Origin of the sequence: Streptomyces sp. NPDC001292, from assembly GCF_042896465.1 — a bacterium.
In the GTDB taxonomy this organism is placed as follows: Bacteria; Actinomycetota; Actinomycetes; order Streptomycetales; family Streptomycetaceae; genus Streptomyces.
Genome location: NZ_JBIAXG010000004.1, coordinates 181,744 through 203,208, shown reverse-complemented (window position 1 = coordinate 203,208; position 21,465 = coordinate 181,744). Strand labels below are relative to the sequence as shown.

The window sequence follows — 21,465 nt, the reverse complement described above, 5'->3', positions numbered from 1 at the left end:
TCGAATGATCTGAGCACGAGACGTCCACACCTCGCCAGCGTCACGAACTCGCAGAACATCTGTGATGGGCACCCCCTTCCCATCTGATCAGATGAGATCGTTCGATCGAAAGGTATTGACTTCGATCTGGAGCGTTCCCAAGATGTCGTGTACCCGGGCCCGACGGCCTCGGAGCCCGGCCGGCCTCGCCGCCGCCGGCTCCGCACCGGGCACACTCCATCCGTCCCGTTTCCCAGGAGCCGAGCCATGTCCGCTGCCCCCGCCCGCAGTCGCGGAGCCCTCCGCGCCGCCGCCGCGCTCACCGCCGCCGCTCTGTCGGCCACCCTCCTCGCCGCCTGCGGCAGCGACGGCGACAGCCCGTCGTCCGGCTCGGGCAAGCCCGTCGACATCACGTTCTGGGGCTGGGCGAAGGGCACCCAGCAGGTGGTGGACGCTTTCAACGCCTCCCACAAGGACGTGCACGTCAGCTACGAGGAGATCCCCTCCGGTGCGGCCGGCGGCTATGCGAAGCTCTCCAACGCGGTCAAGGCCCACAACGCCCCCGACGTGTTCAACGTCGAGTACCCGCAGCTGCCGGACTTCGTCAGCCAGGGCGCCGTCCAGGACATCAGCAAGTACGTCGGCGCCGACCTGAAGGCGAAGTACCTGCCGCAGGCGGTGCAGCTGACCACTCTCGGCGGTGCCACGTACGCGCTGCCGCTGGACGCCGCCCCGCAGGCCTTCTACTACCGCAAGGACCTGTTCGACAAGGCGGGCATCAAAGCGCCCACGACCTGGGACGAGTTCCGCACGGCCGCCGAGAAGCTGAAGAAGGCCGAGCCCGGCAGCCGTATCGCCACGTTCTTCCCCGACGACCCGACCACCTTCGAGGCGATGGCCTGGCAGGCGGGCGCCCGGTGGTTCGGCACCGCCGGGGACACCTGGCAGGTGAGCCTGGAGGCGCCCGAGACGAAGAAGGTCGCCGACTACTGGCAGAAGATGATCGACGACGACCTGGTCCGGGTCGAGCCCTCGTTCAGCCAGCAGTGGACCGCCTCGCTGCAGAAGGGCCGGACGGCCGGCTACCTGGGGGCGTCCTGGGGCGGTGGCGTGCTGAAGGGCACCCTTCCGAAGGACCAGGCCGGAAAGTGGGCCGTCGCCCCGCTGCCGTCCTGGAACGGCACCCCTGCGAGCGGCATGCTCGGCGGCACCACCTTCGCCGTCTCCAAGGACAGCAAGAAGGCGGAGGCCGCGGTCGAGTTCGCCACCTGGGCCACCACCACGGCCCAGGGCATCCAGGCCCGGATCTCCTCCGGTGACTCCTCCGCCTACCCGGCCGCCCCCGCGCTGGTGCCGGTCGCCGCGAAGGCGTTCAAGGCCGACTTCTACGGCGGGCAGGACATCTACGGCGTCTACAGGAACGCCGCCCAGTCCATCGAGCAGAAGTGGACCTGGGGTCCGGCGATGGGCGTCACCAACAACTCCCTGAAGGACTCCTTCGGCAAGCTCTCCTCCGGTTCCGGCACCATCGCCCAAGCCCTCGCGGCCGCGCAGAAGGACACCGTCGCCGAGCTGAAGAACCGCGGTCTGAAGGTCTCCGCGCAGTGACCTCGACCGCTCCCACGGCCACCCGCGCGGTCTCCGCCGCCCCCTCGCGTACCGCCGCCGTCCGGCGGCGGCGGTACGGGGCGCCCGCCGTGCTGCTCGCGCCGTTCTTCGTGCTCTTCACCGGCGCCACGCTGGTGCCGGTCGGCTACGCGGCCTACCTCAGCCTCTACGCCGAGCACCGCTCCGGCCTCGGCTTCGGCGGCAGCGAGACCGTCTTCACGGGACTCGGGAACTACACCCGGGCCCTGGGCGACGCCGCCTTCCGCGGCGGCTTCCTCAACCTGGCGCAGTACTGCCTGCTCTACATACCGCTGATGATGATCCTGGCGCTGGTGCTGGCCCTGCTGCTGGACTCCGCCCTGGTCAAGGCCCGCCGGTTCTTCCAGCTCGCCCTGTTCCTGCCGCACGCTGTGCCGGGCACCATCGCCACCCTGGTCTGGATCTACCTCTACACACCCGGCATCAGCCCGGTGATCGGCGCCTTGAACTCGCTCGGCGCCGAGGCCGACCTGCTGGGCCACCCGTTGCCGGCCGTCGTCAACATGGCGGTGTGGGAGTGGACCGGCTACAACATGGTGATCTTCTTCGCCGCGCTGCAGGCCATCCCGCGCGAGGTCCTGGAGGCCGCCGTGGTCGACGGTGCCGGGCCGCTGCGCACGGCGCTCAGCGTCAAGATCCCGCTGATCCGCTCCTCACTCGCCGTCGTCGGCCTGTTCACCGTCATCGGCTCCCTGCAGCTGTTCACCGAGCCGATGATCCTGCACGGCACCACCCCCAGCGTCGTCTCCACCTGGTCCCCCAACATGTACGCCTACACCGCGGCCTTCGAGCGGCACGACTACGGCCTGGCCGCCGCCTCCTCGGTCCTGCTGGCGCTCGCCGCCGCCGCGCTCTCCTTCGTCGTCACCCGGGCCACCCGCGCCCGGGGCGAGGACCGGCCCCAGCCCGCCACGGAGGCCGCCGCATGACCACCGCCACCGCACAGCCCGGCGCCGCGCGCGCGAAGGGCCATCCCTGGTCACTGTCCGGGACCGCCGTCAACGGCGCGCTGGTGCTGGCCACCGCCTACACGCTCCTGCCGCTCGCCTGGCTGCTCACCGCCGCCGCCAAGAACACCGGCGACCTGCTCGGCGGCCGTACGCTCACCCCCTCCACCTGGCACCTCGGTGCCAACCTCCACGCCCTGGCCACGGCCGGCGACGGCATCTACTTCCGTTGGTACGTCAACTCCCTGCTGTACGCCGGGATCGGCGCCCTGCTGTGCGCGCTCGTGTGCGTATGCGCGGGGTACGCCTTCCACGTCTACAGCTTCCCCGGCAAGGAGAAGCTGTTCGGGCTGGTCCTGCTCGGCGTGCTGGTGCCCACCACCGCGCTCGCGCTGCCGATGTACCTGCTGGCCTCCAAGCTGGACGTCGTCAACACCTTCTGGGCCGTGTTCGTCCCCAGCCTCGTCAATCCCTTCGGCGTCTATCTGGCGCGCGTCTTCTGCGCCGGATACGTACCGGGCGAGGTGCTGGAGGCCGCCCGCATGGACGGCGCCGGCGAGCTGCGGACCTTCTGGTCGGTGGGGCTGCGGATGGTGATGCCCGGACTCGTCACCGTCTTCCTGTTCCAGTTCACCGCCATCTGGAACAACTTCTTCCTCCCCCTGGTGATGCTCTCCGACAACCGGCTGTTCCCCCTCAGTCTCGGCCTGTACAGCTGGAACACCCAGACCCATGCCTTCCCCGAGTACTACCCGCTGGTCGTCACCGGCTCCCTGCTAGGCATCGTCCCGCTGGTCATCGCCTTCATCGCCCTGCAGCGCCACTGGAAGGCCGGCCTCACCGCAGGAAGCGTCAAATGACGTCCGCCCCTGCCGCACCCGCACCGGAGAACCGAGTGTCCAACCCCCCGACCGCACCAGCCGCGCAGCCGAACCCGGCCACCTCCGGACAGCGGCGCCCGCGCACCCTCCTGGCCATGCACGCCGATCTCGCCGACCGGCTGATCGACCGCGCCACCCTGAACCGGCTCACCGCGCTCGCCGACCTCGACCCGGCCCTCGTCGTCGACGACTTCGGCGATCCGCGGGCCGCCGCGGCCCTGCGCGAGACCGAGGTCATCGTCAGCAGCTGGGGCTGCCCGCCGCTGGACGAGGACGTCCTCGCCCGGGCGCCCGCGCTGCGCGCCGTCATCCACGCCGCCGGATCGGTCAAGCACCACATCACCGACGCCTGCTGGCGGCGCGGGATCCAGGTCACCTCGGCGGCCTGGGCCAACGCGCTGCCCGTCGCCGAGTACACCGTGGCGATGATCATCCTCGCCAACAAGCAGCTGCTGCGCATACGGGACGACTACCGCGCCCGGCGCGGCGTCGAGCACGACTGGCTGGCCGCCTACGCCCACGTCGGGAACTACCGGCGTACGGTCGGCGTCGTCGGCGCCTCCCGCATCGGCCGCCGTGTCCTGGAACTGCTCCGCCCGCACGACCTCAACCTGCTCCTGCACGACCCCTACGTGGACGCGGCGGAGGCCCAACTCCTCGGCGCCCGCTCCGTGGAGCTGGACGAGCTGTGCGCGGCCAGCGACGTGGTCACCGTCCACGCCCCCGAACTCCCCGCCACCCGCAACCTCATCGACCGCCGACGGCTCGCCCTGTTCCGCGACGACGCGACCTTGGTGAACACCTCCCGTGGCTCCCTCATCGACCAGGACGCCCTGGTCGACGAACTCCTCACCGGCCGCCTCAACGCGGTCCTCGACGTCACCGTCCCCGAAGTCCTGCCCGCGGACTCCCCGTTGTACGACCTGCCCAACGTCCTCCTCACCCCGCACGTCGCCGGCTCCCTCGGCGGCGAACTCCACCGCATGGCCGCGGCAGCAGCCGACGAACTCGCCCGCTACACCGCCGGCCTCCCCTTCGCTCACCCCGTGCACCACGAGGAGACCACCCGCTCGGCCTGACGAGGCCGTATCCTTCACGACCGCTCCGGTCAGGCACGCAGTTCCGTGCCGTCGGGGAACCGCACCGTCACAGCAGGGATGTGACAGGCCGGCCGCGACTCGGTCCGGCGCCGTGCCCGCAGTGACCGATGACAACCTCCGGCGGCTCGGCGCCTACCGGGCCACATGGGATCCCGAGGGCCTGTTCGTGTCCTGGCTTGGACGACCTGAACTGCACACCAGTGCCGCACATGTCCAGGAAAACCCGACAGCCGTAGCGAGCGACTGAGCGGAGGGCCTGCGGCCAGGGTGACCTCAACCGCCGCCCGGCGTCCCAGGCTCGGCTCCCTGTTGGTGCTGTGCACCAGCGTCGGGCTCGCGGGGCTACCAGCTGGGCCGCCATCGTCCGCTTCGCCGCCGACCGGGCTGAGTTCGAACCTGTGGACAGGCGACGAGGACGAGGGCGACCGGTTCGTAGGGGAGTGTCAGGCGGGCGGCGTCTTCGTGAACGGCAGGAGGTCTCGGACGCGGCGCTCCCCTTCGGCGGCGCCACGCGGTCCGGGTACGGGCGCGAGCTGTCGGACACGGCAGCAAGGAGTTCCGCAACGTCACGACGGTGTGGATCGGGGCCTGACCCCGTCGCGGGCGCGGGTCGCCAGGCGCGCGCCCGCACACAGGCCGTGCAGCAGGTCGCACCCCGAACTGTGGCCGACGGCGAGCAGGGCGGTGACCGGGCCGGACGGGTCGCTGCCGGTCGCGGCGGCCCGCAGCAGCGCCGCGACCTGAGGGATGCACAGGCCTTCGGCGGCATGCCGGAGAAGGGCCGCGGAGACCGGTGGCGTCAGCGTGTCCGCCTCTGCCGCGACGTGTGCGAGTGCCGCGAGCCAGTCCGGCGGGCGCGGCTGCACCAGGGCGGCGAGCAGCAGGCCGCACAGGAAGTCGTCCCCGGAGGGTGTCGCGCCGGGGCCGAGGCCGAGCAGGGCGCGGGCCGCGCGCCGCCGGGCCGCGGTGCCGCCGTGCGCGAGCATCCGCACGAGGGCACGGGCGGCGGGGCGGACCTCGGCCGGCAGCGGCCGGGGCGGGCGGAGCGTGGCGAGCCGGTCGAGGACCGGCCCGGGTGCCGCGTCCTGGGCGCGGGGCGGCGCCCAGAACTCCCCCGCGGTCAGGCACAGGGACCCGATCGCGATCCGGCCGGCCCCGACGCGTCCCGTACGACCGGGGGTCAGCCCGTGGAAGGGCCGTTCCCCCGCGGCGCGCGGCAGGACGACGGCGGCCGGCACCCGCACGGCGCCGGGCACCACCAGGGCCAGCGGTGCCCGCTGTCCGTGCGGAAGCAGATACAGCGCCTGCCGGGCGACGGCGATGACGCGGGCGGGCCGGGCGGGGCCCGCCAGGACATCGCGGGCCAGTTCGCTGACCAGGCCCGGCAGGGCGGTCGGGCTCATGGCGTCTGTGTGTCCTCCGGCTCCCCGCCCTGCGGTACGGGGAAAGCGGCGAGCGCCTTGACGAAGCACTCCATCGGGGCGTGCACGAGGCCGGCGCCGATCTGGCCGATGCCCCGTTCCCGGTGGGCGATGCCGGTGGTGACGACGGGTTCGATTCCCGTGTCGACGACGGCACGCAGATCGATCCCCACCGGCGAGCCGAGGCCACCCAGCGCGGGCAGCCGGTACGCCTCGTGCCGGGCGAGGGTGATGCGGGCCATGTCGCGGCTGGTGCGCAGCGCCTGGTCGACGGTGCCGCCGACGAACCCGGTGATGGCGGGGGCGGCGGCGAGCGAGAAGCCGCCGAGGCCGTTGGTCTCGGTGATGGCGCTGTCGCCGATGTCGGGGTTGGCGTCCTCGGGCCCGTATCCGGCGAAGTAGAGCCCCTCGATGCGGGCGGCGGGCGCGGTGAACCAGGTGTCGCCGAGGCCGCTGACGCGGATGCCGACCTCGACACCGTTGCGGGCGAACGCGGTGACGAGGGTGGAGTGGGGCACACCGTGCGCGGCGGACGTGGCCAGCTTGGAGGCGGCCATGGAGAAGTTCAGGAACCAGTAGTGGTTCGCAGCGAGGAACTCCAGGACGTCCGGGCCGTGCTCCGCCCGGGCCAGCGGGGCGGCGATCTCACGCAGGAGCAGCGCGGACGCGGCCGTGTTGCGGCTGTGGCACTCGTCGCCCATCTGGAGGGCCTGCGCGGTGATCGCGCGCAGGTCGACCCCCTCGGGCAGGGTGCCCAGAACGGCGTCCAGGGTGGGGGCGAGCACGTCGGCCATCCAGCGCAACCGCTCCATGACGTCGTCGCCGAGGGCCCCGTAGCGCAGACAGCGGCCGGCGCCTTCATTGAGGTTGGCGTAAGCACGCCGCCCGGTGGCCGGGTCCTCGACGACGAGCACCGGCATGGACGGGGACGTGATGCCGCCCATCGGCCCGACGGCTTCGTGGTGGTGGCACGGCTCGAAGCGCAACCCGCCGGAGTCCGCGAGGAGTTCGGCCTTATCCGGGGTGTCGGCCCAGCCTTCGAGGAGGGCGGCGCCGATCACGCCGGCGCGCATCGGCCCGCACATGTCGGCCCAGCCGATGGGGGGTCCGGCGTGCAGCAGGACACGTTCGCCGGTGGCGCGGTCGTCGAGGACGGGCAGTACCTCGCGGGCCGGGCGGACGTCGCGCCACAGCGGCCGGGCGGCGAGCAGGCGTGTGACGGCGGTGCGGTTGGCCTCCTCGACGAGCGGGTGGGCGGTGAGCTCGGCGAGGTTCCAGCCGGCGTCCGGGTCGCCGCCGGCCGGGGGACGCCAGTCGAGGACGTCGACCTGGGCACCCGCGGTGCGCGGGACGTCGGCGAAGTCGGGGACGCCGACGGCGGCGATCCGGGCCGGGGTGTCGCCCGCACCGAGCAGGGCGGGCGCGGTGGGAGCGTTCATCAGATCTCCTTCGTGGATACCCCGGCCTTCAGACCGGGGAGGAAACGAACCCCTGCGGAGCAGGGCAGGGAAAGCCGGTTCGCTTCAGGGAGGAACGGCATCCAGACCCTCAGCTGTTCTCCTGCTCACGCGTGCGGAAGGTCCACAACGCTGGAATCTCCCGCCTCTGGACGGGAGAGGAAGTCGAGTGGGGGTCTCCTGACGTGTTCGGGCCGATGCGGTGCGGCAGGTCATCCGGTCGACGTCAAGTCCCGTGTCCCTACTGGGCCGTGTGCCGCGGAGCCGGTCAGGACCACGGCCCATTCGGCCGCGTCCGTGCTGGTCGGCGCGAGGTGGGCGCCCGCCTGCGCGAGGCGGGTCCGCTGGGCCGCCGTGCCCTGCGGGTCGCGCTCGGAGCCGACGACGAACGCGAGCACGGGGGGCCGTTCGGACGCCGGGACCCGCTCCAGTTCGGCGGCGAGGGCGGCGGCCGGGTCGGGGCCCGCGCCGTGGCCGAGGACCACGTCGAGGAGGACGGCGGCGGTGTTCGGGTCGTGCAGCGCGGCGCGCAGATGGGCGGCGCGGACCGTCGGGTCGATCATCGGGTGCGGGCGGCCGGCGGTGTAGGCGTCGTCGCCGAGGTCGAGCACCAAGTGCCCCGCGGGCAGGGCGATGTCGCCGCCCGGAGCGAAGGGCCGCACCGCGGTGACCGCGTCCGGCAGCAACTGCCGGGCCTCGTACGCGAAGGTACCGCCGGCGTACAGGGCGCGCAGGTGGCGGCCGCGGCCCGGGCTCACCGAGGGCGGCGTCCAGACAGGCGGCGGGGTGGCGCCGAGGGCGCTCAGCGCGGCGCGGGCCGCGTGCCGCAGGGTGCCGACGACGGTGACCCGGCCGCGGGAGGCCGCCCGGTCGGGGCCGAGGAACGCGGCGACTACGGGCTTGTCCGCGCGTGCGGCGCGGGTCAGGACGCGTTCGGCGACGTCCGGCGCGGGAGGCTTGGAGACCAGGACGATCAGGGCGCAGCCGGAATCGGCGTCGAGCAGGTCGAGCGCGTCGAGCGTGGTGCGCGCGCCGACCTCGGCGCTCAGGTCGCGCCCGCCGGTCCCGATCATCTGCCGGACGCCTTCGCCGGCGGCGTCCAGGAGGCACGACACCTGTTGAAGTCCCGTGCCGGAGGCACCGATCAGACCGATGCGGCCGGGACGCAGCGCGTTGGTGAAACCGAGCGGTATCCCGTCGAGGAGCGAGGTGCCGCAGTCGGGGCCCATGGCGAGCAGTCCCTGCCGGTGGGCCTCCTGCTTGATCCGGATCTCCTGGGCGAGCGGCACGTTGTCGCTGAACACGAAGGCGTGCATGCCGAGCCGCAGCGCCTTGAGGGCCTCGGCGGCGGCGTAGGGCCCAGGGGTGGAGATCAGGGCGAGGCTGGTCGCGGGGTCCGCCTCGACCAGCGCACGCGGCACCACATCCCCCTCCCCTCCCCCGGGCAGCGCGTCCTGGGCCGGCTGATCGAGGAGTGCGGGCACCTCGTCGAGGGCGCGCTCGACGGCTTCGGCGGTGCCGCGCAGGGCGACGACGAGATCGGCGGGGCGGGCGGCGCGACCCTCGTCGGTGAGCAGCCCGGCATCGGCGAGCAGCCGCAGATTGGGCTCGGTCGCCATGACCAGGCTGGCGGCGTCGATTCCGGCCAGGGCGGTGAGGTGCTGAGCGGCGCGCATCAGGGCGACGGAGTCGGCATAGGCGTCGCGCCGTACGGAGTTGGTCGTGTGCGTCGCGGTCGACGTGGCGGACTCTGGGGCGGTTCGGGCGGCGGTTGCGGTCGGGGTCGGCTCCATGACTCGACCGTACGGCCGCCCCCGGGGGAGGTGTCTTCGGCGACCGGTGCCAGCGGGAGGGTGCCGATCACCGGCAGCGGCTGACAGTGCCCGCGGGCGCGGCGCGCCTCAGCATCGTCGGGACACCGCTCGTTCCCCGACGACTCGAAAGACGACTCGAAAGGTGTCGCTCATGCAGCTGCCCGATCCCGCCACACCCGCCACGCCGCCGTCCGGAGCCCTCTGCTGCTCGGGTTCGGGCTCGGCGACCGCCTGTGGCACGTCCTGCCGCTGACCGGCGCGGTGCTGTATCTGCTGTTCTCGCTGCCGCAATGGCGTGCCTCGCGGGCAGCCGCCGCGGCGCCGGTCAGCGTGCGCGCGCGCTGAGCAACCGGTGGGCGTGCACGGCCAGTTCCGTCTGCAGACGGCGCATCGGGTCCTTGTCCGGGGCGCCAGTGAGCCGTTCGATCTGCTTGAGGCGGTAGCGCAGCGTGTTGTAGTGGATGTGGAGTTCCTCGGCGGCCTCCACGCCGTTGCGGTCGTGCCGCAGGTACACGGCGAGGCTGTGCACGAGGCTGCCGTCGTGCCCGGCGTCGTAGCGCAGCAACGGGCCGAGCGTGTCCTCGACCAGGGCCTGGAGTTCGGGTGCGGGCAGCTGGTCGAGCAGCCGGTAGATTCCGCTCTCCTCGTGGAGCCGGACGAACGACCGTGCGGGGCCCTCGAGTTCGCGGCCGAGTGCGAGCGCGGACAGGGCTTCGCTGTGACTGAGGTGCAGGTCGGCGAAGTCGTCGCGGACGGTGCCCGCGGCGACGGCCACAGTCCGCCCCGGGCAGGCGGCGGCGACGGCGCGGCGCAGACGCTCGCAGTCGCGGCGCAGCGCGGTGCGGTCCGGGCCGCCCGGGGCCACCAGCAGGGTGAGGCCGCCAGGGGTTCCCCAGGCCGGGGTGTCCGCGCCGAGGGCGGTGCGGGCGGCGGCGAGCAGCCGGTCCTCGGTGAGGCGGGCACCGCCGCCCTCGGGGGCCGCCGCCGTGGCCTCCACCACGACGGTGGCACGGGGGCGTTCCAGGTCCCAGCCGAGGGCCGCGGCCCGGCGCGCCGACTCGGCGCGGTCGCGCGGCGGGTGGGAGACGAGCTCGGTCAACAGCAGGGTGCGGTATCGGCGTTCACGTTCGGCCAGCACCCGCTCCTGCACGGCGAGCATGGCCGCAAGACTCGCCACGTGCTCCACGGCGGTGGCCTGGTCCGGGTCGGGTTCCTGGCCGTCCGCCGTCCACAGGGCCACGTCACCGCTGGGCCGGTGGCCGACCGTGATGGGCCGGGTGAGAAGGGCCACGGCGTCCTGCGGTACGTCACCGACCGCCGCGAGGACCGTCCCGTCGGCGCCGCGGATGGCGGCGGGGCAGCCGGTCTCGCCCGCGAGCAGAGCGACGAGTTCACGGTAGGAACCGCCATCGAGGACGGCCCGCGAGAACCGGTCCCGCAGGGCCTGGGACCGTTCGAGGCTGAGGGCCTGGCGGTTGACGACGGTGCCGATGACCTCGGAGAGAATGTCGTTGAGCATCACGTCGCCGGGCAACTCGACGACGGGGAAGGCGAGTTCGTCGGCGCAGAGCAGCAGCCGGGCGGGCAGCCGCGGCAGGTACGGGCCGACCTTCACGCCGAGGGCGGCAAGGCCGCGGGCGGCCAGTTCCGGAACGAGGTCCGCCAGCGCCTGTTCGTCGTCGCGCACCGCGTAGGCGGTGGTGAGCAGGAACTCGCCACCGCGCATCCAGCGGATGATGTCCGGCACTTCCATGATGTTGGCGACTCTGATCGCGCGCCCGGCGCCGGCTCGGCCGGCCGCCAGGCGGGCGCCCGCGAGGGCGGGCAGCTCCAGCGCCCCTGCCACGGTCAGGACTCCGGCAGGGGTGGGCGCGTGCAGCGTCGGGGCAGTGCGGACTGAGGCCACGCAGCTCACTATGAGCGGCCGCCCTGCCGCTGTAAACGGCCAGGACACGACTGTGTATACAATATCTGGCGGCCGCCGACGCCTTCTGTCGTCCTGCCCGCGGGCACTGTCAGGGAGCGTCAACGAGCCCGCGTCCACACTGGCAACCGCTGCCCATGACCCTTTGCACCCTGCGTTCCTATCGTCCTGGCATGCCTCCTGGAACCGCACCTTCTCCGAGCCCCGTCCGGGCCCCGTTGCCGCCCGCCGGCGGCCCCGTGACCGTCCTGGCGATCGGCGGCAACGCCCTGCTGCGCGGCGGTGAGCGCGCCACGATCGACGAACAGTTCGAGGCAGCCGAGCAGTTGGCCGAGCCGGTGGCCGAGCTGGTGCGGGCCGGGCGCCGCGTCGTCGTCACCCATGGCAACGGACCACAGGTCGGGTTCATCAAACGGCGAGCCGACCTGGCCGCCGAACTCGCCCCGGAGCTGCCTTTGTTGAACCTCGACATGTGCGTGGCCGACTCGCAGGGCAGCCTCGGCCACATCCTCGTACGGGGCCTGTCGCGCCTGCTGCCGGCGCACGCCTCGCCGGTGGCGCTGCTCACGCACACGGTGGTGGACGCGGCCGACCCGGCGTTCGCCCGGCCCACGAAGCCCATCGGGTCGCACTATCCGCAGGAGCGCGCGGAGCTGCTCGCGGCCCGGCACGGGTGGACGGTGGGTGAGGACGCGGGGCGCGGGTGGCGGCGTCTGGTGCCCTCACCGGCCCCGCTGGACGTGGTCGAACTCGACGCGGTCAGGGCCCTGCTGGCCGCCGGGCACGTGGTGGTGGCGGGCGGGGGCGGCGGCATCCCCGTGGTGCGCGGCGCGGACGGCGCGCTGCGCGGCGTGGAGGCGGTCGTCGACAAGGACGCCACGTCCGCCCTGCTCGCCGCGGCGCTCGGCGCGGACGAGCTCATCGTGACGACGGGCGTGGACCGGGTCGCGCTGGACTGGGGCACGCCCCGCCACCGCGATCTCGACCACCTGGACGCCGCGGCGGCCCGCCGGCACCTGGCGACCGGTCAGTTCCCCGAGGGCAGCATGGGTCCGAAGGTGCGCGCGTCGCTGGCGTTCCTGGAGTCCGGCGGGCGCAGTGTGCTCATCACGTCGCCGCGCTCGCTGGGTGCGGCCCTGAGCGGCACCACCGGCACCCGCATCGAGACGGGCCGCGACACATCAGGTGCCGACCAGTAACACCGCAGCGGCAAGATCCCGGTTCTGGTCCGCAAGGCGGACTTCCCCGCCGGCACCTGACCTGACCCGTCGCAAGCCCAGCACCCGCAAGCCCCACCCCGCAAGCCCCGCACCCGCACTCCCCGCACGTACGGTCCCCATCCGCCACGACCACGTGAGGAGAACCCATCGTGAGCGCTCTACTGCTGCGCCACGCACGCGTCGAGGACTCTCCGGACCCGGCAGACATCCGGGTCCGTGACGGACGTATCGAGACCATCGGCCAGGACCTTCAGCCGCCCGACGGCGCCGAGGTGCTCGACTGCGCGGGGCGGGTGGTGATCCCGGGACTCATCGAGGCGCATCTGCATCCCGACAAGGCGCTGCTCGACTCCGTGCGGCCCAATCCCACCGGGACGCTCGCCGACGCCATCCGCGTCACCGCCGAGCTCAAGGCCGGCTTCACCCGTGACGACGTGCGGGCGCGTGCCGAGCAGGTGCTGCGGATGTGCGTCCTGAACGGGACCACGACCGTCCGCGCCCACCCGGACGTCGATCCGGTGGCCGGCCTCGTCGGCTTCGAGGTGTTGCTCGAACTGCGGGAGTCCTGGGCCGACTTGGTCACCCTGCAGGTCGTCGCGTTCCCGCAGGAGGGCGTCTTCCGGGCGCCCGGCACGGAGAAGCTGCTGCGCAAGGCGCTGGACGCGGGCGCCGACGCCATCGGCGGCTGCACCTACTCGGAGGCGTCGGTCGCCGAGTGCCACCGGCAGGTGGAGCTGGTGCTCGACCTCGCCGCCGAGTACGGGGTGCCCGCCGATCTCCATGCGGACTTCGCGGACGACTGCGGCGACGAGCGGTTCGCGCTGGCCGAGTTCATCGCGGCCCGCACGGTCGCACGTGGCCTGTCCGGGCGTGTCACCCTGGGCCACGCCACCTCCCTGGGCGGCCGCCCGCCCGCCGAGCGCCGCGCCGTGCTGGCCGACCTCGCCGCGGCGGGCGTGGCCGTGGTGCCGCTGCCGGCGACGGATCTGTTCCTCGGCGGGCGCGGCGACGACACAGCGGTGCGCCGCGGCCTCGCCCCGGTGCGGGAGCTGTGGGAGGCGGGGGTTCTCACGGCTTGCGCCACCAACAACATCCGCAACGCGTTCACCCCGTACGGAACCGGTGACGTCCTGGAGGTGGCGCTGCTGCTGGCCCGGCTGGGACATCTTTCGGGCCCGGCGGACCTGCGCCGGGTGCTGCGCATGGTGACGTACGACGCCGCGCGGGTGATCGGGCTCCCGGAGGGGGACTACGGGGTTCGCGAAGGCACGGTCGCGGACCTCGTCGTGCTCGACACGGACGACTACGACTCGGTGCTCCTGGAGCGCCCCATCCGTACCGCGGTGGTCAAGTCCGGACGTGTGGTGGCCCGTTCGACGTTCGCCGCGGAACTCGACAGCTCCCTCGTGACCGGTCGGGAGGCCTGACATGACCGAGACGACCACCGACCGGCAGGCGACGTCGGCCAAGGCCCCGCCACCGAGGCGGGAGCGCATACCCCACGAGATCGCGGCGTCGGTGCTGGCGGCCACGACCGCGTTCGTCGGCGGCACCGTGTGGCACCTGCCGCCCTGGGCGATCTTCATCCCCTGGGCAGGGATGTTCCTGCGCGGCGGGCCGAACCTCCCCGACGCCAAGCGACTGTGGCTGGCCATGCCGATGGGCTCGACGTACGCCCTGGTGATCGTGTTGCTGGAGACCCATCAGGGCACGGCCTTCGGTGAGAGCCAGCTCGCCCGCAACGCGTTCGGAGCGCTGTGCATCCTCGTCGTGAACTCCGCGCTGATGTACACGGGCAAGCTCAAGCTGTTCTCGCTGATTCCCGGCATGTTCTTCGGCTTCGCCAGCTACTTCGCGACGTTCTTCGGCGGGTTCGGCTACGACGTCGGCAACCCGTGGGCGGCGTGGGTGTCCGTGATCGCCATGAACGCGCTGGGGCCGGTGTACGCGTGGCTGTCGATGTCGCTGACGTTCCCGGTGAAGACACGGTCCTGACGGTCGCCGGGCTCCGCCTCGGGGGCGCGCCTGCCGCCGCGGGGCGGAGGTCTCCCTCCGCAAGGAACCGCAGCGACTGCGGCTCCCGCCGCAGCATCGAAGGGGAGGGCCGGACAGTCCGGCCCTCCCCCTGTGTGTACCGGGAGTTACTCGGTGACCTCGTGGTCGTGGCCGTCGTGCAGGCCACCGCCGCTGCCCGCCGAACCCTTGGTGTTCTGCGGGGCCACCGGCTTGTTCAGGAGGCTGGTGTCCCAGGCGTACTGGCCCACCGCGTTGGCGATGACGTCGATGTTGACGTCGAGCGCCTTGATGTTGATGTTCTTCAGGGTGTCGCAAGCGGCGTGGTAGCAGGGGTCGTACGCGACACCGGCCGTACCGCCGTACACCTTTGCCTGCTCCGCCGTCTTGATGCCCTCGGCGCCGGTGAAGGTGCCGCCCGAGGGGATGCCCACCTCGATGAACGGCCCGTAGTCCGACCGGCCGGTGAAGTCGGTGCCCTCGCGCGGGATGCCCCGGCTGTCCAGGTAGTCGGTGATCTGCCGCTCCAACTGCGCCGAGCCCTCCGGGCCGGGGCCGGCACCGACCTGGTCGGAGTCGTCGCCGTCGTAGACGAACTGGGCGTAGTTCGGCGAGGCGATCATGTCGAAGTTCAGGTACAGCTTGACCTTCGCACGGTCCGCCGCCGAGAGGCTGTCGACGTACGCCTCCGAGCCCAGCAGGCCGAACTCCTCGGCCGACCACCAGGCGAAACGCACCTTGTTCTGGACCTTCTCGTGGGCGAGGTTCAGGGCGACGTTGAGGATGCCGGCGGAGCCGGAGCCGTTGTCGTTGATGCCCGGGCCGGCCGCCACCGAGTCCAAGTGGGAGCCGAACATCACCACGTCGTCGGGGTCGCCGCCCTTGGTCTCGGCGATGACGTTGTACGTGTGCCGCATCTCGGCGAAGGTGCGGATCTCCAGGTTGACGGTCACCGCTCCGGAAGTGGCCTTGGCCGCCAAGGCCTCACCGTCCGCCTGCGTGACGCCGCCGGTCGGGATCTTCGCGGCGTTCGGGTCTCCCAGGGTGCCGTTGAGCGCGCCGTCGGTGTTGTTGTAGATGATCGCGCCGACCGCGCCCGCACCGGCGGCGGTCTCCTGCTTCTGCGCAAAGGTGCAGCCACCGCGCTTGATCAGCGCGATCTTTCCGGTGAAGGTACCGGGGGCGTAGTCCTCGGGCTCGCAGCCGGTGGTGTCGTCGACCGACACCACCGCGACCGGGGCGGTGATGCCGCCGGTGGGGCTGTTGGTGGAGTACGTCATGGCGATCATCGGGACGTCCTGCTGCTGCGGCGACACCACCCGCAGGCTCTCCGCCAGCGTCTGGCTGAACTGGTAGTCGAACTCGTTCCGGGTCACCGAGTACCCGGCCTTCCGCAGCAGGCCTTCGACGTACTCGGCCGACTGCCGGTGTCCCTCCGACCCGGCCACCCGGGTGTTCCCGTTCTTGTCGGCGATCCGCTGGAACTTCTTCAGATGCTCGTAGGCATCCTCGGCGTTGCTCGTGTTGACGAGCTTCTTCGCGAGATTGGCAGCCTCCTTGGCAGGGTCGCTGTGGGCGGAGGCGGTGCCCGATCCGATCAGAAGCAGGGGCGCTATGAGCCCTGCGACGGATACGGCGGCTACCGTGGTGCGGCGGTTCCGAGCGTTCAAGACGCTTCCTTCCGGCAGTCCATGAGAAATGGGCGTACTGGCCGCAAACAGGCCGAGCGACGTACGGCGGTACTCCGGGGCAGGCAGGGACGAAACCGGATCGCTCCGCCGCCCTGCCACCGGCAAGGAGAAAGGTATCTGCTCAGTAAACGCTTGGTAATGGGTTGGCAGGAATCTTCGGTGCCGGCGCTGCCCGTGCGCGTGCCGAGCGCACCGATCGGCCCCTGACCCGACCGAAGTTGGCTGGGAGTCACCGGTTCTGGCTAGTGCCCCGGCAGGCAGCGTTTGCCCGTTGAGGAGCGGCGTCCGGTGCGTGCTCTCGGTGTGCCGACCGGAAGTCCTCGTACTGGGCGTACTTGGGCTTTCGGGCGGTGCGGCGAGAGTGCGTGCCGGGCGTCGCGACGGGGCGAACGTTGCCTGTTGGGGCACTAGAGTCCGGGGCATGTCGAAGGTGGATGTCGGCCGCTATCTGGAGCGACTGGGTGTCGCGGCTCCCGGCGCGCCGTCAGTGGCGGGGCTGCGCGCGCTGCACGCCGCGCATGTGGCCCGGGTGCCGTACGAGACGCTGGAGATCCATCTGGGGCGGGCGACCACGGTGGATCCCGAGGAGTCGGTGGCCCGGATCCTCCGGGGGCGCGGCGGCTACTGCTTCCACCTCAACGGAGCCTTCGCCACCCTGCTCGACGCCCTGGGGTACGCCGTGACGTGGCACCGCGGCGGAGTCCAGGGCAGTCAAACCGCCCAGCCGCCCGGCGCGAACGCCAACCATCTGGCCCTCACGGTGGTCTGCGAGGGCCGGACCTGGTTGGTCGACGTCGGGCTCGGTGACGCGCTGTACGAGCCGCTGCCGCTCCGGGCCGGGGAGCACCGACAGGGGCCCTTCACCTATCGGCTCTCGCGGTCGGCGGTCGAGCCCGGCGGGTGGCGTTTCGACCACGACCCCCGCGGCTCCTTCACCGGGATGGACTTCACCATGGCACCCGCCGGGCCGGAGGACTTCGCCGCACAGCACCGGGAGTTGTCCACCTCGCCGAGTTCAGGGTTTGTCCGGGTCGTCTCCGCGATCCGCAGGGATGCGGCCGGCACGGACGAGCTCCGGGGCTGCGTACTGGCCCGGACGGCGGGTGACGGGCGGTCGGAGCGGGAACTGACCACCGAGGCCGCCTGGTTCGGAGCCCTCGCGCAGGTCTTCGGGCTCACCCTCACCGACGTCGGCGAGGAGGAGCGGTCCGCGCTCTGGGAGAGGGTGCGCTCGAGCCACCGCGCGTGGCTCGCCGCCCGCTCCGGCTGACGGGATGGCACCATGCGGTGTGCCGGACTCGGCGGTCGACCGACCGCGCTGTCCGGGTGACCGGCTTCGCCGCTGCCGCTCGCGCCACGTACGACGTCATCCCTCCCGAGTATGCGCGCCGGTGGGACGCCGCTCCGGAGTGGGTCCGCGCCGAACTCGACCGGCACGGCCGTCGCCACCCGGTCGCATGCGGCCAGGGTGCCGTCCAGCAGGTCGGCACCGGCGCGTAGGTGACCACGGTGACAGGCCTACGCCCACCGGAGTGCCCGGGCGGTCCGAAGCGCCGTTGACGGCCGAAGTCCTCGAGCACTCGCCCGTGCGAGCTGAGTCGGCGCGATCCGGGCTGGGAGTCGGGTGTCCCGCCGGGCGATGAGCCGCCCGGCGGGACCGGTGCCACAGTGCTTGCCCACGTCTCCGGGTTCCTGGGCCCGGAGCCCGGCAGGCCTTTGCCGGGTCAGTCGAAGTAGTCAGGCTGGGTCTGGACGTTCAGCTGGTCCAGGTGGATCCTCTGGGCCGGGTCGGTGCGCCGGTCGCTGAGCTTGAGCACATCGAAGCCCTTGGCGATGTCGTTCGAGTAGATGTAGCCGTTGTAGTAGTACGCGGACCAGGAGCCGCCCACGGTCAGCCGGTCCGTGGTGAGCGGGCCCCGCTCGAAGTAGCCGATCTCCTTCGGCTTCGTCGAGTCGGTGAAGTCCCAGACAGAGAGGCCGCCCTGGTACCAGGCCTGGACCATGATGTCGCGGCCCTCGACCGGGATCAGCGAGCCGTTGTGGGCGACGCAGTTCTCGGTGTCCGCCTGGTGCCGGGGAATCTTGAAGTAACCGCGGAAGACGAGCTTGCGCTGGTCGCCCTTGCCCACGATGTCGTAGATGCCGTCGGCTCCGCGGTTCGGGCCGATGGCCGCGTTGCAGGTCGCGGCGCCTCCGCCGCCGAGTTCGTCGGTGAAGACGACCTTCTTCGCGGTCTGGTTGAAGGTCGCCGAGTGCCAGAACGCGAAGTTGACGTTGTCCTGGACCTGGTCGATGACCTTCGGGTGCTCCGGGTCCTTGATGGACATCAGGATGCCGTCGCCCATGCATGCACCGGCGGCCAGGTCCTTCGACGGCAGCACGGTGATGTCGTGGCAGCCGGTCGTCTTGGAGACACCCGGGTTGGTGGGCCCGCCGGGGTTGCCGCCGCCGTCGGGGCCGTCACCCGGGAAGAGCACCGCGAAGTTGACGACCGCGGCCTTCTCGGGAGCGTCGCGCGGCACCTTGACGATCGAGATGCCGTCGTGCGGGGGCTGGCAGTCGGGGAACGACGTGCTCGGCGAGTACGAGGACACGTAGATGTAGACGTTGCGGTCATCGGGAACGAGGGAGTGCGTGTGTGAGCCGCAGCTGGTCTCGACGGCCGCGACGTACTTCGGGTGCTTCTTGTCGCTGATGTCGAAGACCTTCATGCCCTCCCACGACGACTTCTCGCTCGCGGGCTGCGGCGTGCTCGAGCAGGAGTTGTCGCTGCGGGAGGAGTCGGTGGACAGGAACAGCAGGTTCCCGGAGACGGACACGTCGTTCTGCGATCCCGGGCACAGCACCTGGGAGACCGTCTTGGGAGCCTTCGGGTTGCTGATGTCGAAGATGCGGAAGCCGTCGTAGTTGCCGGCGAACGCGTACTTGCCCTGGAATGCGAGGTCGGAGTTCGTGCCCGGCAGGGCGTCCTTGGGGATGTTGACGAGGTGTTCGATGTTGTCGGAGTGGACGATCTCGTCCGGCGCCGGTATCTCGCCATTGGCGATGGCCGCTCTTGTCTCGGCCGCCTCACTCTTCGATACTCTCTGAGGCGCGGTGGTGGCATCGCCGGGATCGGGCGTCGCCACGGCCGGAGCGGCCGTGAGCAGCGCCGTCAACAGGCCGGCGGCGGCTGCCACGACCCCCAGGCGTCTGGGCCGTGTTCGGGGACTGTTCAAAAGGTTCACTGTTTCCTCCCTGGTCTCCGTTCGCAAGGGAACGGTTCACGCACAGCGGCAGTATCGTATTTTTCATGTACAGATCAAAAGATGGCAACGTACTCGTCGTGAAAGTTTTTGGTCGCGTCAAGTGGCGGGCAGTCGCCGCTCTCACCCTTGTCGCCCTCGCTGTCAGCGGGTGCGACTCGGACGCGGACGCCCCGGGGAAGAAGAGTGCTCCCGGCCCCTCGGTGATCGCTCCCGGCAAGCCCGGTGAGCCCGCCCGGACCCTGTCCGCCGAGGACGCCGCGAACGAGATGCCCGACGACTCCCCCAATGCGGCGGACTTCGAGTACGTCCAGATGATGATCGTCCACCACGGCCAGGCCCTGGAGATGACCGAACTCGCCGAGCACCAGGCGAAGTCGGGCGGCGTGAAGCGGATCGCCTCACGCATCGCCGCGGGTCAGGGTCCTGAAATCGATGCCATGAAGGGGTGGTTGAAGAACCACGGCGGGGCGCGGCGCACGAGCGGTGGCGCGGGCTCGGGGCACAACCACGACCACGCCGCGATGCCCGGCATGGCGACCGAGGCACAGCTGAAGCAGTTGCGCGCGGCGCGGGGCGCGGCCTTCGACGAGCTGTTCCTGAAACTCATGATCACGCACCACGACGGCGCGATCACCATGGCCACCTCGGTGCTCTCGGACGGCAACAACGTACAGGTCGAGGAGATGGCGAACGAAGTGATCGCCCAGCAGACCAGCGAGATCAGCCGGATGCGTGAGATGCCCTGACGATCGGCATGGCGTTCCGCGAGCCTCCCCCTGGGCACCCGGCCGTGCGATGCAGGAGGCAGCCGTAGTCGCCTCGCGCCCGCCCGCCGGCCGGCCGCACGGAGGGAGCCCTGTGCTCCAGGTAGCCGTCGTCGATGGACACGGCACCAGGCTGAACCCTGGCCCTTGCGGACCGTCCCTGTCGGCGCGTGCCGGCTCAACGTCCAGGAAGGCTGGTGGCACATCACCGCCCGCAACACGGCTTTGTTTCGGCATGGCCGGCGAGCTACCGCCGATCATCATCAGCGACCTCTTCGGCATCCACCGGAACACCGCTGCTCAGTGGGTGGCTCCGGCCCAGGACAGCTGGGCCGGCTGCCTCGCGGCCCTCAGAACCCGCCCTTGAAACCCCGTTCTCGAAGCGCCTACGCGAGATCACCGAGTGCTCAGGGGCGGTTTCTCATCCCAACCGTCCCCGGTGTCCCAGATGCGCAGCCGCAGGGTCTCACCGGGGAAGAAGACCCCCGCGAAGCGCGTACGGCACGCCGCGATGCGAGTGGCGTCCCCGCCCAGCAGGCGGTCGGTGACGGCTTTGACCGCCATCTCTTCGCCCCTTCCCCCTCAGGAGTAGGTGATCTCGACCCGATCGGTGAGTGGCACGGCCTGGCAGGCCAGGACGTATCCCTCGACGATGTCCTGGTCGTCCAGGACATCGTTGCGGAGCATCTGCGCGGAGAGCATCCGGATCGGGGTTATCTCATGTTCATGACCGCACGGCAACGCCCTCCAGCACCATCGACAGGTACTGGCGGGCGATCTCCTCCGGGCTGTGCTGTCCGCCCGGCCGGTACCAGGACGCGGCGACCCATACGGTGTCGCGCACAAAGCGGTAGGTGAGTCGGATGTCGAGGTCGGCGCGGAAGACCTTGGCGGCCACTCCGCGCTCCAGCGTGCCCAGCCACGCCTTCTCGAACCTCACCTGCGAATCGGCGAGATAGCCGAAGCGCGGCTGGGTCCGGAGGTGCTTGGACTCCTTCTGGTAGATGGCGACCGCGGCGCGGTGCCGGTCGATCTCCCGGAAGGACTCGGTGACGAGGGCCTCGATCGTCTCCCTGGGGCCGAGCCCGGCGGCGAGCACGCCCTCGTACCTGGCCCATAGCTCGTCCAGAAAGGTGGAGAGGATCTCGTCGAGCATCGACTCCTTGGAGTCGAAGTGGTAATAGAGGCTGCCTGCGAGCATCCCAGCCGCGTCAGCGATCTTGCGGACGGTGGTGGCGTTGTACCCCAGTGCGGCGAACACCTCGGCGGCGGTGGCCAGGAGTTCCTCGCGCCGCTCGGGCGACGGGCTCATCGTGGTCTTCTTGCTGTGGCTACTTTTCGGCACCTGGCCATTCTCGC

17 protein-coding genes and 2 pseudogenes are annotated in these 21,465 nt (G+C 71.4%); 11 read left to right on the top strand and 8 right to left on the bottom strand.

Annotated features, from left to right (window positions below; translation table 11 throughout):
- Window positions 1-246 precede the first annotated feature (246 nt).
- The 5 genes and pseudogenes from ACFY4A_RS07460 to ACFY4A_RS07440 form a co-directional block, all read left to right on the top strand.
- Window positions 247-1,587 (top strand): ABC transporter substrate-binding protein, encoded by a 1,341-nt coding sequence (locus tag ACFY4A_RS07460; RefSeq protein WP_390828438.1) that lies wholly within the window; start codon window positions 247-249, stop codon window positions 1,585-1,587.
- Complete coding sequence (locus tag ACFY4A_RS07455) at window positions 1,584-2,555, top strand: carbohydrate ABC transporter permease (protein ID WP_390828437.1); 972 nt, start codon at window positions 1,584-1,586, stop codon at window positions 2,553-2,555. The genes ACFY4A_RS07460 and ACFY4A_RS07455 overlap by 4 nt, the downstream gene beginning before the upstream one ends.
- The gene (locus ACFY4A_RS07450) at window positions 2,552-3,433 is read left to right on the top strand and encodes a carbohydrate ABC transporter permease (RefSeq protein ID WP_390828436.1); all 882 of its coding nucleotides are present in this window, start codon (window positions 2,552-2,554) and stop codon (window positions 3,431-3,433) included. Before ACFY4A_RS07455 ends, ACFY4A_RS07450 begins: the two co-directional genes overlap by 4 nt.
- Before the next feature lie 116 nt (window positions 3,434-3,549).
- Window positions 3,550-4,533, top strand: a complete 984-nt coding sequence (locus ACFY4A_RS07445; RefSeq protein ID WP_390828528.1) for a hydroxyacid dehydrogenase — start codon at window positions 3,550-3,552, stop codon at window positions 4,531-4,533.
- A 396-nt stretch (window positions 4,534-4,929) separates the two neighbouring features.
- Window positions 4,930-5,146, top strand: a pseudogene (locus ACFY4A_RS07440) (aldehyde dehydrogenase family protein); the annotation flags it as partial.
- Here the strand turns inward: ACFY4A_RS07440 and ACFY4A_RS07435 are convergent.
- The 4 genes from ACFY4A_RS07435 to ACFY4A_RS07420 all read right to left on the bottom strand — a co-directional run bounded on the left by ACFY4A_RS07435 (window position 5,121) and on the right by ACFY4A_RS07420 (window position 11,152).
- On the bottom strand, window positions 5,121-5,957 hold the full coding sequence (locus tag ACFY4A_RS07435; RefSeq protein ID WP_390828435.1) for a DUF2877 domain-containing protein: 837 nt from the start codon (window positions 5,955-5,957) through the stop codon (window positions 5,121-5,123). The pseudogene ACFY4A_RS07440 and the gene ACFY4A_RS07435 overlap by 26 nt on opposite strands.
- A complete protein-coding gene (locus ACFY4A_RS07430; protein ID WP_390828434.1) occupies window positions 5,954-7,414 on the bottom strand; it encodes a DUF1116 domain-containing protein in 1,461 nt (486 codons plus the stop codon). Before ACFY4A_RS07430 ends, ACFY4A_RS07435 begins: the two co-directional genes overlap by 4 nt.
- Window positions 7,415-7,644: 230 nt before the next feature.
- Window positions 7,645-9,225, bottom strand: coding sequence for a transcriptional regulator (locus ACFY4A_RS07425; RefSeq protein WP_390828433.1), 1,581 nt, complete (start codon window positions 9,223-9,225; stop codon window positions 7,645-7,647).
- A gap of 346 nt (window positions 9,226-9,571) precedes the next feature.
- Window positions 9,572-11,152 carry a PucR family transcriptional regulator gene (locus tag ACFY4A_RS07420; RefSeq protein WP_390828432.1) on the bottom strand — a complete coding sequence of 527 codons (1,581 nt, stop codon included), beginning with the start codon at window positions 11,150-11,152 and terminating at the stop codon, window positions 9,572-9,574.
- Window positions 11,153-11,343: 191 nt separating this feature from the next.
- Here ACFY4A_RS07420 and ACFY4A_RS07415 point away from each other — a divergent pair, with 191 nt between their 5' ends.
- The 3 genes from ACFY4A_RS07415 (at window position 11,344) to ACFY4A_RS07405 (ending at window position 14,385) form a co-directional block, all read left to right on the top strand.
- Window positions 11,344-12,369, top strand: a complete 1,026-nt coding sequence (locus tag ACFY4A_RS07415; RefSeq protein WP_390828431.1) for a carbamate kinase — start codon at window positions 11,344-11,346, stop codon at window positions 12,367-12,369.
- Window positions 12,370-12,539: 170 nt separating this feature from the next.
- The gene (locus ACFY4A_RS07410) at window positions 12,540-13,817 is read left to right on the top strand and encodes an amidohydrolase family protein (protein WP_390828430.1); all 1,278 of its coding nucleotides are present in this window, start codon (window positions 12,540-12,542) and stop codon (window positions 13,815-13,817) included.
- Window position 13,818: 1 nt separating this feature from the next.
- Complete coding sequence (locus ACFY4A_RS07405; RefSeq protein ID WP_390828429.1) at window positions 13,819-14,385, top strand: DUF1097 domain-containing protein; 567 nt, start codon at window positions 13,819-13,821, stop codon at window positions 14,383-14,385.
- A gap of 146 nt (window positions 14,386-14,531) precedes the next feature.
- Here ACFY4A_RS07405 and ACFY4A_RS07400 read toward each other — a convergent pair whose 3' ends face one another.
- Window positions 14,532-16,073 carry a M28 family metallopeptidase gene (locus ACFY4A_RS07400; RefSeq protein ID WP_390828428.1) on the bottom strand — a complete coding sequence of 514 codons (1,542 nt, stop codon included), beginning with the start codon at window positions 16,071-16,073 and terminating at the stop codon, window positions 14,532-14,534.
- A gap of 442 nt (window positions 16,074-16,515) precedes the next feature.
- On the opposite strand from ACFY4A_RS07400, the gene ACFY4A_RS07395 reads away from it, so the two are divergent.
- Together ACFY4A_RS07395 and ACFY4A_RS07390 are read left to right on the top strand one after the other, a co-directional pair.
- Entirely contained in the window at window positions 16,516-17,364 is an 849-nt protein-coding gene (locus tag ACFY4A_RS07395; RefSeq protein ID WP_390828427.1) for an arylamine N-acetyltransferase, read from the top strand.
- A 56-nt stretch (window positions 17,365-17,420) separates the two neighbouring features.
- Window positions 17,421-17,594: a hypothetical protein gene (locus ACFY4A_RS07390; RefSeq protein WP_390828426.1), complete on the top strand. Its 174-nt coding sequence runs from the start codon at window positions 17,421-17,423 to the stop codon at window positions 17,592-17,594.
- A gap of 224 nt (window positions 17,595-17,818) precedes the next feature.
- On the opposite strand, the gene ACFY4A_RS07385 is transcribed toward ACFY4A_RS07390, so the two are convergent.
- Window positions 17,819-19,321: an LVIVD repeat-containing protein gene (locus tag ACFY4A_RS07385; RefSeq protein WP_390828425.1), complete on the bottom strand. Its 1,503-nt coding sequence runs from the start codon at window positions 19,319-19,321 to the stop codon at window positions 17,819-17,821.
- Between the two features lie 65 nt (window positions 19,322-19,386).
- Here ACFY4A_RS07385 and ACFY4A_RS07380 point away from each other — a divergent pair, with 65 nt between their 5' ends.
- A complete protein-coding gene (locus ACFY4A_RS07380; RefSeq protein ID WP_390828424.1) occupies window positions 19,387-20,088 on the top strand; it encodes a DUF305 domain-containing protein in 702 nt (233 codons plus the stop codon).
- A gap of 447 nt (window positions 20,089-20,535) precedes the next feature.
- Here ACFY4A_RS07380 and ACFY4A_RS07375 read toward each other — a convergent pair.
- A pseudogene (locus ACFY4A_RS07375) lies at window positions 20,536-20,670 on the bottom strand (3-alpha,7-alpha,12-alpha-trihydroxy-5-beta-cholest-24-enoyl-CoA hydratase); the annotation flags it as partial.
- Window positions 20,671-20,830: 160 nt separating this feature from the next.
- Complete coding sequence (locus tag ACFY4A_RS07370) at window positions 20,831-21,418, bottom strand: TetR/AcrR family transcriptional regulator (protein ID WP_390828527.1); 588 nt, start codon at window positions 21,416-21,418, stop codon at window positions 20,831-20,833.
- Window positions 21,419-21,465 lie beyond the last annotated feature (47 nt).

Coding starts and splice junctions, on each gene's coding strand:
- ACFY4A_RS07460 (WP_390828438.1), top strand. CDS start 247: ATGTCCGCTGCCCCCGCCCGCAGTCGCGGAGCCCTCCGCGCCGCCGCC.
- ACFY4A_RS07450 (WP_390828436.1), top strand. CDS start 2,552: ATGACCACCGCCACCGCACAGCCCGGCGCCGCGCGCGCGAAGGGCCAT.
- ACFY4A_RS07445 (WP_390828528.1), top strand. CDS start 3,550: ATGCACGCCGATCTCGCCGACCGGCTGATCGACCGCGCCACCCTGAAC.
- ACFY4A_RS07435 (WP_390828435.1), bottom strand. CDS start 5,957: ATGAGCCCGACCGCCCTGCCGGGCCTGGTCAGCGAACTGGCCCGCGAT.
- ACFY4A_RS07430 (WP_390828434.1), bottom strand. CDS start 7,414: ATGAACGCTCCCACCGCGCCCGCCCTGCTCGGTGCGGGCGACACCCCG.
- ACFY4A_RS07425 (WP_390828433.1), bottom strand. CDS start 9,225: ATGGAGCCGACCCCGACCGCAACCGCCGCCCGAACCGCCCCAGAGTCC.
- ACFY4A_RS07415 (WP_390828431.1), top strand. CDS start 11,344: ATGCCTCCTGGAACCGCACCTTCTCCGAGCCCCGTCCGGGCCCCGTTG.
- ACFY4A_RS07405 (WP_390828429.1), top strand. CDS start 13,819: ATGACCGAGACGACCACCGACCGGCAGGCGACGTCGGCCAAGGCCCCG.
- ACFY4A_RS07395 (WP_390828427.1), top strand. CDS start 16,516: ATGTCGAAGGTGGATGTCGGCCGCTATCTGGAGCGACTGGGTGTCGCG.
- ACFY4A_RS07380 (WP_390828424.1), top strand. CDS start 19,387: ATGTACAGATCAAAAGATGGCAACGTACTCGTCGTGAAAGTTTTTGGT.
- ACFY4A_RS07370 (WP_390828527.1), bottom strand. CDS start 21,418: ATGAGCCCGTCGCCCGAGCGGCGCGAGGAACTCCTGGCCACCGCCGCC.